The 11,669-nt window shown below is 29.9% G+C and carries 15 protein-coding genes and 1 pseudogene; 2 read left to right on the top strand and 14 right to left on the bottom strand.

Going from position 1 to position 11,669, the window contains the following annotated elements:
• Positions 1-13: 13 nt before the first annotated feature.
• From rplI to yedF, 10 genes and pseudogenes are all read right to left on the bottom strand, one after another.
• Positions 14-460 carry a 50S ribosomal protein L9 gene (rplI, locus tag BN1075_RS00770; protein WP_040191119.1) on the bottom strand — a complete coding sequence of 149 codons (447 nt, stop codon included), beginning with the start codon at positions 458-460 and terminating at the stop codon, positions 14-16.
• A 2-nt stretch (positions 461-462) separates the two neighbouring features.
• Complete coding sequence (locus BN1075_RS00765) at positions 463-2,460, bottom strand: DHH family phosphoesterase (RefSeq protein ID WP_040191118.1); 1,998 nt, start codon at positions 2,458-2,460, stop codon at positions 463-465.
• 3 nt (positions 2,461-2,463) lie between these two features.
• Complete coding sequence (locus BN1075_RS00760) at positions 2,464-3,459, bottom strand: DUF2232 domain-containing protein (protein WP_040191117.1); 996 nt, start codon at positions 3,457-3,459, stop codon at positions 2,464-2,466.
• Positions 3,460-3,468: 9 nt separating this feature from the next.
• Entirely contained in the window at positions 3,469-3,789 is a 321-nt protein-coding gene (locus BN1075_RS00755; protein WP_040191116.1) for a MazG-like family protein, read from the bottom strand.
• A 213-nt stretch (positions 3,790-4,002) separates the two neighbouring features.
• The gene (rpsR, locus tag BN1075_RS00750) at positions 4,003-4,257 is read right to left on the bottom strand and encodes a 30S ribosomal protein S18 (RefSeq protein ID WP_040191115.1); all 255 of its coding nucleotides are present in this window, start codon (positions 4,255-4,257) and stop codon (positions 4,003-4,005) included.
• Positions 4,258-4,406: 149 nt separating this feature from the next.
• Positions 4,407-4,725: pseudogene (locus tag BN1075_RS00745) on the bottom strand (single-stranded DNA-binding protein); the annotation flags it as partial.
• Between the two features lie 9 nt (positions 4,726-4,734).
• Positions 4,735-5,025 (bottom strand): 30S ribosomal protein S6, encoded by a 291-nt coding sequence (rpsF, locus tag BN1075_RS00740; protein WP_040191113.1) that lies wholly within the window; start codon positions 5,023-5,025, stop codon positions 4,735-4,737.
• Positions 5,026-5,143: 118 nt separating this feature from the next.
• Complete coding sequence (locus BN1075_RS00735) at positions 5,144-5,332, bottom strand: DUF951 domain-containing protein (RefSeq protein WP_040191112.1); 189 nt, start codon at positions 5,330-5,332, stop codon at positions 5,144-5,146.
• A 47-nt stretch (positions 5,333-5,379) separates the two neighbouring features.
• On the bottom strand, positions 5,380-5,640 hold the full coding sequence (locus BN1075_RS00730) for a putative Se/S carrier protein (protein ID WP_040191111.1): 261 nt from the start codon (positions 5,638-5,640) through the stop codon (positions 5,380-5,382).
• Between the two features lie 23 nt (positions 5,641-5,663).
• On the bottom strand, positions 5,664-6,260 hold the full coding sequence (gene yedF, locus BN1075_RS00725; protein ID WP_148315436.1) for a sulfurtransferase-like selenium metabolism protein YedF: 597 nt from the start codon (positions 6,258-6,260) through the stop codon (positions 5,664-5,666).
• A gap of 285 nt (positions 6,261-6,545) precedes the next feature.
• Between yedF and BN1075_RS00720 the strand changes: the two genes are divergently transcribed.
• Both BN1075_RS00720 and yyaC read left to right on the top strand, forming a co-directional pair.
• The gene (locus BN1075_RS00720; RefSeq protein ID WP_040191109.1) at positions 6,546-7,703 is read left to right on the top strand and encodes an aminotransferase class V-fold PLP-dependent enzyme; all 1,158 of its coding nucleotides are present in this window, start codon (positions 6,546-6,548) and stop codon (positions 7,701-7,703) included.
• 70 nt (positions 7,704-7,773) lie between these two features.
• Positions 7,774-8,382, top strand: a complete 609-nt coding sequence (gene yyaC, locus BN1075_RS00715; protein WP_040191108.1) for a spore protease YyaC — start codon at positions 7,774-7,776, stop codon at positions 8,380-8,382.
• Positions 8,383-8,479: 97 nt separating this feature from the next.
• On the opposite strand, the gene BN1075_RS00710 is transcribed toward yyaC, so the two are convergent.
• The 4 genes from BN1075_RS00710 to BN1075_RS00695 all read right to left on the bottom strand — a co-directional run bounded on the left by BN1075_RS00710 (position 8,480) and on the right by BN1075_RS00695 (position 11,661).
• Positions 8,480-8,983: a DUF4446 family protein gene (locus BN1075_RS00710; RefSeq protein ID WP_040191107.1), complete on the bottom strand. Its 504-nt coding sequence runs from the start codon at positions 8,981-8,983 to the stop codon at positions 8,480-8,482.
• 33 nt (positions 8,984-9,016) lie between these two features.
• A complete protein-coding gene (locus tag BN1075_RS00705) occupies positions 9,017-9,874 on the bottom strand; it encodes a ParB/RepB/Spo0J family partition protein (RefSeq protein ID WP_040191106.1) in 858 nt (285 codons plus the stop codon).
• Between the two features lies 1 nt (position 9,875).
• Positions 9,876-10,646 (bottom strand): ParA family protein, encoded by a 771-nt coding sequence (locus BN1075_RS00700; protein WP_040191105.1) that lies wholly within the window; start codon positions 10,644-10,646, stop codon positions 9,876-9,878.
• Positions 10,647-10,884: 238 nt separating this feature from the next.
• A complete protein-coding gene (locus tag BN1075_RS00695) occupies positions 10,885-11,661 on the bottom strand; it encodes a ParB/RepB/Spo0J family partition protein (RefSeq protein WP_040191104.1) in 777 nt (258 codons plus the stop codon).
• Positions 11,662-11,669 lie beyond the last annotated feature (8 nt).

Below are 11,669 nucleotides of genomic sequence, written 5' to 3'. Positions count from 1 at the left end.
CGGTCATTAAAATTTATTGTTTTTCTTTTATAACAACTTTAATTTTAGTTGATATTTCTGGATAAAGTTTAACCTCTGCAGTGTATATTCCTAGTGTCTTAATTGTATTCATAGCAATTTTCTTTTTATCTACAGTAACACTTAATTGCTTTTCCATTTCCTGAGAAATATCTTTTGATGTAATTGCTCCAAATAGCTTTCCACCATCTCCAGCCTTTGTATATATTACAACTTCTTTATCCTTTAGCTCATTAGCAAGCTTTTGAGCTGCCTCTATTTCAGCTGTCTTTTTCTTTCTATCAGCTTCATTTTTCTTATTTAATATATGCATGTTAACATCGTTAGCTTCCTGCGCTAATTTCTTTGGAAATAATAAATTCCTAGCATATCCGTCTGATACGTTAACAACATCTCCTTTTTTTCCAACTGATTTAACATCTTGTAATAAAATAACTTTCATTATTAGTCACCCTTCCTTAAGTACTTTTCTATTGCTTTATTTAATAATTCTTCTGCCTCATCCTGTGAGGTATGCTTTACTTTGGCTGCAGCCATTGTTAAATGGCCCCCACCACCTAAGTCTTCTAAAATAACTTGAACATTTATATCACCTAAGGATCTTCCACTTATATAGGTTTCTCCATCTATTTTAGCAATAACAAAGGATGCTTGAATACCTGTAATATTTAGCAATTCATCCGCAGCCTGTGCCGCTAAAACTGAATTTGATAAATCTGGCGGACATTTTGCTATGGCGATTCCTTCTTTTAATTTTGCTGTCCTTATTATTTCTGACCTAGTTATATATACGTCTAATGCTTCGCTGAAAATTCGCTTTACATCAACGGTATCTGCACCTTGTCTTCTTAAAAATGCCGCTGCCTCAAAGGTCCTTACCCCTGTTTTAAAGCAGAAATTTTTCGTATCTAAACATATTCCTGCTAAAAGTGCTACAGCCTCAATTTCCTTTAATTTAGGCTTTTCTACCATATATTGAATTAGTTCAGTAATTAATTCAGATGTAGAAGAAGCATAAGTTTCAACATAATTAATTATTGAGCCCTGAATGAAATCCTTAGCTTTTCTATGGTGGTCTATAATTACAAGTCTATTTATACTCTTTACAACATCCTTAGAAAGTACATAGCTTTCATTATGTACATCTACTAGTATTAATAAACTCTTATCATCTTTAAGGTTGTTTATTTCAGAGGGCTTTATAAAGGTTTCATTATACTCTTCTTTTTCACTCATCCTATCAACCATATAATCAACGGCATCATGCTGTTCACCAAGTATGATATAACACTCTTTATTTAAGGACTTTATGGTGCTATACATTCCAATTGCAGCTCCTAAACAATCCATATCAGGATTATGATGTCCCATTATAAAAATCCTGCTGCTCTCATTTACGAGCTCTAGCAAAGCATGCCCTATAACTCTGGCCCTAACCTTAGTTCTTTTTTCAACCTCTTTAGTTTTTCCACCATAAAAAGAAATTTTCTCAAAGCTTTTAATTACACACTGATCTCCACCCCTTCCTAAGGCAAGTTCCTGAGCAGTTGATGCAAATTCATAGTTTTCTGCTGGTGTATTTCCGCCTCTTCCTATTCCAATGCTTAATGTAACGGCAAGCTTGTTGCCAGTGCTGATTTCTCTCATTATATCAAGTATATCAAACTTTTTACTAATTTCATTATCTAAGTTTATATCTTTAGTAACTAATATGTATTTATTAGATGAGTACTTAGTTATCATTGCCTTTAAGTTGCTTGCATAATTATTTATAGCTCTATCTATATCTGCAATAAGCTGAGGTCTTAACTCTTCTTCTGTGGTCTTAATAACATCATCTAAGTTATCTACTTCAATTAAAATTATACTTTCCCTTGATTCACTAATTTTCTTTTCTAATTCTATATTTTCAGTAATATCGTAGAAACTCATCATTACTAAATTATTATACTTATCTGAAGTACCATCATTAATTACATTAGTATATATATTATATACCCTATCATTAAAATTAACTTTTTTATATTCAGACTTTCTTCCATCTAGTATAAGCTTTACATTTATTTCTTTTATAAGCTCCTTAACATTTTTTCTTGCAATAGTTTTGTTATCCACTATTTTTCTTAATTCTTCATTATACCAAATAACATTACCATTTTCCATTAAAAATAATATTGGAAATGGAACTCTTGAAAATACCGTTGTCTTTACTGAATTAATTCTTGAAGTAATTATTTCCTCTTCATTAATTTCAGCTTCATTTTCCAACTTCATATTTAAATTATTATAAATCATCAAAGTTAAGCAAACTATGAGAAGCAAACTAAGAATAAAAAATGCCTTTGATATAAATAGAATAAAACTTATCATTGAAAGTAAGATTAAAGCTATCTTACTATTTATAAACTTATCTATTTTATCATTAACGTATCTTTTTTTCATATACTACGCCTTTCTTAGTCTATGTGGGTCAAGCCTTCTGAAATCTAAAAGCATCTCCACAAACCCAATAATACAAAATATAAAAAACACACCCATAACAAATACTGCTGCAATTATTAATATCCTAGCCACTTTGGGAAGCATCATTTTATTAGTTAAAAAATACTGTGTTGCTGCAACACCATTTATACCTAATATAACTATAGTTATCATGTATACTGAATTATATACCGTAATTCCCCATGCTGCTCCACGTCCATATAGTATAAGCGCTATACACATTGTTCCAATTAATGCAGCTCCAACTAAATTTGTAACATAAAACTCACTAAATTTAATAACTTCCAATTTTGCATACCTTAACTTTTTTAATATTATTGAAAGTAATATATAACATACATATCCTTGTAAAAATGCAACAATAACAATTACTGCAGGAAATATCATCAATATAAGCTCTGGTGTTATCAAAGATTTCATCTGATTCATCATTTCAATCTGCTGTCCTGTAATTCCCATAGCTTCATACATCTTTACGCTTTGATCTATTGAAATAGCAAATATATCTGAAAACTCAGTAGCTTGACTTCTCATAAATTCAAAAATATTTTGACCGCTAATAAGAATACCTGTCAAGGCAAAATCAACTGTAACGGCTATTCCACTAGCCAAAACTGTTAAAATTAATATCTTGTATGGACTATACTGCTTCCTTACTGCATATCCTAGTGATATTCCAACAATACCATAGCTTACCCCCATAGTAATTGCTGTAATAGGATTAAACATTATTGCAGTTATAATCATACTTACAATTACACAGCCTGCAGAATATTTAAAATCATGACGATAATGAACAACAGCAACTATTATAGGAAGTATCATCATAGCTATACCATATAAAAATGAGAAATACGATGATAATATTACAACTACAGATATTAGTGCAGCCATTATTGCAGACTCTGTTAAACCCTTGGTATTAATCTTTTGTTCCATAATATCCTCCTACTGATTTCGCTCTCTAATGTAATCATGTAATTTAGATAATTCTTTACCGTTTTTTTCCAAAGGATCCCCTTCCATGATACCTAGTTTGAGCTTTTTCTTCATTGTTTCATCCACTGCCAAATGAGAATATCCAAGTTTTTCTGATAGTATATATAATATTATTATAGCCCCAGAAATACAATCTAAAATCGCATCTTGTGCTATATTGCTTCCCCTGCTTAAAACTTTAAAAAAATCCCCTATAATACACAATAAATCAGCTTTTAGACCTTCAATTATTTTTATGTTAGACATAATATTAAAATCCTCGCGCTTCATCGAATTCCCCCCTTCATTTGGCTATAAATCTATTGTAATTTTTTTTTAGTTTTAATGCAACAATATGGTAATTTTATTTGGATTTATTTCACAATTAAGTAAATTTATTTAGGTTATTTTACTAATTACACTTTATATGATAAAAAGACTAGCAAATATTTATTTGCTAGTCTTTCTTAAACCATAGGTTATTAACTAAAACTTAGTATTATATTATTCAGTTGTGAATGGTAATAATGCTATGTTTCTAGCTCTTTTAATAGCTACAGTTAACATTCTTTGGTGCTTAGCACAGTTTCCAGAAATTCTTCTTGGTAATATTTTACCTTTTTCTGTAACGTACTTTCTTAATTTATTGATATCTTTGTAATCTATAGAAGTGGCTTTATCCATACAGAAAGAACAAACTTTTCTTTTCATTCTTTTTCTGTTTCCGCCTTTTCTCTTATCATTTCTATCATAAGCCATTGTGCACTTACCTCCTTTTACCTAAATTTATTAAAATGGCATATCCTCACCGTCATCAATTGGAGTCATATCTCCACCACCAAAATAATCTGATGGAATTGATGGTTCCATAGGAGAACCCATGCCCGTATTCATTCCCGATGATTTATTGCCTCCCCATTCAAGGAAACTTACTTCATCAGCTACTACTTCAGTTACATATCTTCTTCCGCCATCTTTAGCTTCATAAGAACGAGTTTCAATTCTACCAGCTACACTCATAAGTTTACCCTTACTCATGTAATTTGCTGTATTCTCAGCAGTTTTTCCCCATACTACGACAGGAATAAAGTCTGCACTTTGTTGACCTTCCTTCTTAAATCTTCTATCAACTGCAAGTGTGAACGTTGCTACAGCTGTACCTGTACCTGGAGTAAATTTCAACTCTGGGTCTTTGGTTAATCTTCCGATTAGAACAACTTTATTCATAAATAACACCTACTTGCTTTCTGGATTGATTATGATATGTCTGATAACACCATCAGTAATTCTGAATACTCTGTCTAACTCTTTAGGTAATTCAGCGCCAGCTTTAAAGTTGATTAAAGTGTAAGTACCTTCGTTAACTTTAGCGATTTCGTAAGCAAGCTTTCTTCTACCCCAAACATCAACGTTCTCAACTTCTCCACCATTGTTCTCTATTACACCTTTAAACTTCTCTATGTTAGCTTTAACAGCTTCCTCGTCTAATGATGGGTGTAATACGAATATAGTTTCATATGATCTCATTAGTTTCACCTCCTCCCCCCGGACTAACGGCTGTGATTTTCACAGCAGGGATTACATCAATAAATTTTATCACAGCACTTATTTTAAGTCAAGTGATTGCTTTATTATTTTAGCTCTTTTATTCCGTTGCCTTAATTACCTTTTTTATGCTTTTTTCAAATTTGCTCCTTGGAATCATAACTATTCTATCACATCCAATACATCTAATTTTTATATCCGCCCCAACTCTGATGACTTCCCACTTATTACTTCCACATGGATGCGTCTTTTTAGTTTCTACGATATCATTTAAATCAAATTCTTTCATAGTACTCTCCTGAATATTATTATTGACATTACTTTTAAATTGTAATCTTAATCATTGCTAAAGGTTACTTCCATTAACTTATTATCCTTTAGTTCATATGTAGCTTTATAAGCCATTTTATTATCATTAACCATATTTTTCAACATATCTAAATCTCTTAACTCTATCTTTAGACTTATTCCACAACTTTTTGTTATATATGTTGGTGTAGGCATCATTGTTACTTTTAGATTATTTTCAAGGCAAAGTGATTCCGCTTGCATTGCCTCATGAGTATTATTAAAAGTCACTATATAAAACTCTTTCATTTAATTTATCTCCTAAAATATTTTTATAGTTTTATTGTTTTACTACCATTCATCATTTCAATAATAGCATACATATTTGTAATTTCTCCTACTGCAAGTTTATCTTTTATCTTATAAAAATCAAGACATAGACCACAGCTTTGAACATTCGTTCCTCTATCTTTAAGCTTCTTTATACTATCTAATACTAAAGAATCCTCAACTACTAGTTTTACCCCACCATTTATAAATAATAAATTATCTGGTATTATATCAGCTTCAGCTAAAGCAAACATATAACTCTTCATGAGAGCCGTTCCCAATTCACTAGAACCTTCTCCAAGCTCATTTGATGCTATTACTATTGTAAATGGCTCTTTATTCATATCTAATACCTCTGACTCGTTTGGAAGCTCTCTTACTTCCCCCTTAGTAATTTTAACTTCAAACAAATTATTTTCTTTATCTTTGCCTTCAAATTTAAAACCATTAGATGCAGCGAACTTTTCTATATTATTTTTTGCAACCTTATTATCAACTATTACAACTGCAGTACCACTTTCAATTCCATCAAAGTATTTTTTTGTATTTATAACTGGCATAGGACAGTTAAGTCCCTTACAATCAATTATATTTTCAATATTTCTCATCATTATTCCCCCTTAAATCTTATTTATTTTCAAATTTATTTACTTAATTATATTTTTGTATATTTATATGATTATGATGTATTATTAAATTGTTATAGGCTATCATTATAAGTAAATTAAGTTTAATAAACAACTACTATGTTTAATAAATAACTATTTTATTATAGCGATTACTATAAATTAATTATATCAGAATAAAAATCTATATTAAATTTAATTTTCAAATACATTTCATAAATCTATTATGTATTTCAATACAATAAGGGGGTACATTTAATGCAAATATATGTTGATAATGCAGCAACAACTTTTCCAAAACCAAATAGTGTTTATAATGAAATCATGAATTATATGACAACCATTGGTGGAAATCCTGGAAGAGGTGCGTCAACCTCATCCTTAAAAGGAAATAAAGTTATCTTTCAATGTAGATACGAGCTCTGTAAATTATTTAATTATGATGATACAAAAAATGTTATTTTTACATCCAATATAACCATGTCCTTAAACATGCTCATTAAAGGTTCTGTTAAGCCTGGCTGGCATGTAATAACATCCTCTATGGATCATAACAGTACTTTAAGAACACTAAAGGATCTTGAACTTAAAGGTCTCATTGAGCTTGATATTTTACAATGCAATTCTCTAGGTTTAATTGATATTAATGAATTCAAAAATACTATTAAAGATAATACTAAACTTGTAGTTCTTTCACATGCTTCAAATATTATTGGAACTATTCAACCTCTAGAAGCAATCGGCTCTATCTGTAAAGAAAACGATATTTTCTTTATTGTTGATTCTGCCCAAACTGCTGGAGTTTTAAATGTTGACTTTAAGTCATTAAATTGCAGTGCTCTAGCTTTTACTGGTCACAAAAGCTTACTAGGCCCACAAGGTATTGGTGGCTTTATAATTGATGATTCCTTTAATGATATTTGTTCTTCACTTATTGTAGGGGGAACTGGAAGTTCTTCCTCTGATATTATTCAGCCTGAATTTTTACCTGATAAATTTGAAAGTGGCACTTTAAATACTCCAGGAATTGTAGGCTTATTAGCTGGCATAAAATTTTTACAAAAAGAAGGCATTTCTAGAATTAAGGAACATGAAGAATACCTTACTCAGCGATTTATCGATGGTGTCCTTAACATTGAAACTATGAAGGTTTATGGAGACTTATCTGCTTCTAATAGAACTTCAACCGTATCTATTAACTCTTCAATTTTAGATAATAGTGACCTAGGTTATATCTTGGACTCTGAATATAATATAATTACACGTACAGGGCTTCATTGTGCACCTCTTGCTCATAAAACTATTGGTACATATCCCTCTGGTACTTTAAGATTCAGCTTCGGCTATTTTAATGATGAGAAAGATGTTGACTACATTTTAAAATCTTTAGATGAGATTATAAAAAGAAGTTTATAATTTAATACTTATTAGTGTATTAAATACACCTCTTTGGTAATACTTACTAATAAGGAGGTGTATGTTTTTTATGACTAAAAAAGTTATATTTGATGCATTGTCAGAAAATTGCATTTATAATATTAGAGAGGTAGTTTCTCAAGAAATTGTTCAGGCTATAAAGGAAAATAAAGAAATTATAATTCTATGTGTAGGAACCGATAGATCAACTGGAGATAGTCTAGGCCCAATTGTCGGAGATAAACTTAAGTTTTTAGTAAGGAATAATGTCTTCATATATGGTAATCTTGAAAATCCAGTTCATGCTAAAAACATATCTGAAGTAAAAGACTTAATTCTTAATACCCACTCAAACCCTTATGTTATTGCAATTGATGCATCCTTAGGAGATCTCCAGGATGTAGGAAAGGTTATTATAGAATCTAAACCTTTGAATCCTGGTTTAGCACTAAATAAAAAACTTCCTTCTGTCGGTAACCTTAGTATAACTGGAGTAGTTAATATTTCAGGTTCACTTGAGTTTATGGTACTCCAAAATACCAGACTTTATATTGTAATGAAATTAGCCGAAACAATTTCATCTGGTTTATATCATGCAATATTAAAAACTATAGGTGGTAGAAAGACATCATCATTAAATAAAGGGGATTTACTTTTAGATATATCCGAAACGTTATAAAAAGTATAAATAATAAATGTTTCACGTGAAACACTTATTATTTATACTTTTTTCTTTTTAAAAAAGATAGCGTCGTAATTAACTCTATCTTAATAATTTAATTGTTTGTATTTATGGCTTGATGTAGTACACTATTTTCTTCTTCCGATAAATCATATCTAGAGATTCCGTTATCTATAGGTTTAGCATAAGTTATACTTTCATTCCTTGAATATATACTTGTTATAATAACTCCATTATTATTTCCATCAAGCATAGCTATGGAATAACTTAGATCGCTTCCTATATCCTCAAACGCTTTATATCTTTTCATTGCTACTTTTTGAACACAAGACTTAACTAAAGTAGACGTGCTATCACATATTTCCTTAACATTTTCAGTAGTTTCCTGCATACTATCAATTTTATCTAATGATTTTACTATTAGTTCCTCAATATTTTTACTATTAGTACCTCTCATCATTCTTCTATACTTATTTTTCATTTTACTTGTAGATACCATACATGCTATTACTACTATAATAAGTATAAATGTTAACCCTATCAATGCTAAAGTTATATATGTACTATACTGATTTATTAAATTTATTATCTCTTGCATATTTATCCTCCCAATTGTGTTTCACGTGAAACATTAAGCTTCTAGGATTTCTATTATTCTTTGTAAATCTTCTGGAGAATAATATTCTATCTCTATTTTTCCTTTGTTTTTAGAATTATTATTTATGTTTACTTTAGTGTTAAAATGATTCTCTAATCTCACTTTGATGTCCTTGTAATATATATCTTCTGCTGGCTTTCTAATTGGTTCTTTAATTTCTTGATGTCTACCATAATTTTTAACTAAACTTTCAGTTTGTCTTACATTTAAATTTTCATCAATTACCTTCTGCGCAATGATATATTGTTCTTCCTTGTTTTCTAGACCTAGTATAGCTCTTCCGTGACCTTCTGAAATAACTCCCTCAATTAAGTAACCTTGTATTCTTTCATCAAGATTTAAAAGTCTTAATGCATTTGCTATTGCACTTCTAGATTTTGAAACTTGTTTGCTTATTTCTTCTTGAGTTAAGCTAAATTCTTTTAGTAACCTTTTGTAAGCCATAGCTTCCTCTATTGGGTTAAGGTTTTCTCTAATTATATTTTCAATTAAAGAAACTTCAACAATTTCTCTCTCTGTTAAATCCTTTATTATTACAGGAACTTCTTTCAAATTCAACTGCTTCGCAGCTCTCCAACGTCGCTCTCCAGCAATAATTGTATATATATTGTCTTCTTCCTTTACAACAATTGGTTGTATTATTCCATGCTCCTTAATGGAGTTAGCTAGTTCCATAAGTTTTTCATCATCAAAATTTTTTCTTGGCTGTTTTTTATTGGGTTTAATTAAATTAACATCTATAGTTAGCACTTGTTCTCTATCGTTTGATTGTAAATCACTTTCAGGAATAAGTGATGCTAATCCCTTTCCCAATACACTTGTCTTTTTCATCCTAGTTTCCTCCTTGTCTGCGAATAAATTCTTCAGTTAAAGCTTCAAAAGCTTCTGCTCCTTTGCATTTATCATCATATAACATAATAGGCAATCCAAAACTAGGGGATTCCGCTAATTTAACGTTTCTTGGTATAAATGTATCATATACTTTATCCTTAAAATGATTTTTTATTTCATCAACTACTTCATTACATAATCTAGTTCTGCTATCATACATACTCATGATAACTCCTTCTATTTGTAAAGAAGTGTTTAAATATCTTTTTATAAGTTGAACTGTACTCATCAATTGTCCTACACCTTCAAGCGCATAAAATTCACACTGAATTGGAATTAAAACAGAGTTTGATGCTGTTAAAGCATTTAAAGTTAAAACCCCTAAGGATGGTGGACAATCTATAAAAATAAAATCGTACTGATCTTTAATTTCATCTATTTTGTTTTTTAGAACCTTTTCTCTTTCTTCTTGCCCAACAATTTCAACTTCTGCTGCCGCTAAATTCATGTTTGAAGGTGCAATATAAAAATTATCTATAATCTCACTTTTCTTTATGACTTCACTTAAAGTAACATTACTAGTTAAAACGTCATACATAGAGTAATTTATTTTTCTTTTATCCAACCCTAATCCACTTGTTGTATTCCCCTGTGGATCTATATCAATAGCTAAAACCTTGTATCCGTTCATAGCTAGGTATGAACATAAATTAATATTTGTAGTAGTTTTACCTACTCCACCTTTTTGATTAAATATACATATTACCTTCATTTTATTCCCCCCTTTATGAAAAGTTTGTAATGTATTTATTTTATTCAATTAATCTTAATCTAAACATATTTATATACTTCTTTACTAACAATTTCATAAATTTAACTATGTATTTATATTATATATTGATATAGATTTTATTTAAAGTAATTATTAGCACAAAATGAGCATATATTTAACTTTTTATCTAAAAATAAAAAAGTCTAAATGTTTCACGTGAAACATTTAGACTCTTAATCTATTTTTTCTTTATTGTAATCGTAACTTGAATAGAATCCTCTAATTCCTTTGAACGATAATTAGCATCTATTCCAAATTTGTCAAACACCTGTTTTACAGTATTAACATATATGGCAGGACTAAAAGAACCCTTAATCCTCTTTTTTCCGTCTGCTGCAACTTCACTATGTTGTAACTTTAATAGTTCTCTATCAATAGCTTCTTCTGTCTTCTTAACATTTAAACCTTCTTTAATCACTTTATCTAAAATTTTATATTGTAATTCACTATCTGGTAACTTTAATAAAGCTCTTGCATGTCTTTCAGTAAGTTTGTTTTCAACTAAAGAATCAATTATATCTTGATTTAATTTTAGAATTCTAAGCTTATTCGCGATTGTTGATTGTTTCTTTCCTATTACCTCTGATAATTGCTCTTGAGTATATGAATGTACCTTTATAAGATTATGATAAGCTAATGCTTCCTCATAAAAATTCAAATCTTCTCTTTGTAAGTTTTCTAATAGTGCAATAGCTGCTGAATCAGTATCATTAATATTAGTTATAATAGCTGGAACCTCAGTTAAACCTGCTTCCTTAGCCGCCCTTAACCTACGTTCTCCTGCAATTAACTCATATCCATTTTCTACTTGTCTAACAGATAAAGGTTGAATTATTCCATATATTTTTATAGACTGAGCTAGTTCTTTTATAGCTTCTTCATCAAACACTATTCTTGGTTGATAAATATTAGGTTGTATTAAGTCAACTGCTATATAATTAATAGTATTTTCCATTCTTTACC

This window comes from Clostridium culturomicium (assembly GCF_000821305.1).
GTDB lineage: Bacteria > Bacillota > Clostridia > Clostridiales > Clostridiaceae > Clostridium_J > Clostridium_J culturomicium.
The sequence above is the reverse complement of the archived record's forward strand: the minus strand, read 5'-3'. Positions and strand labels throughout refer to the sequence as shown.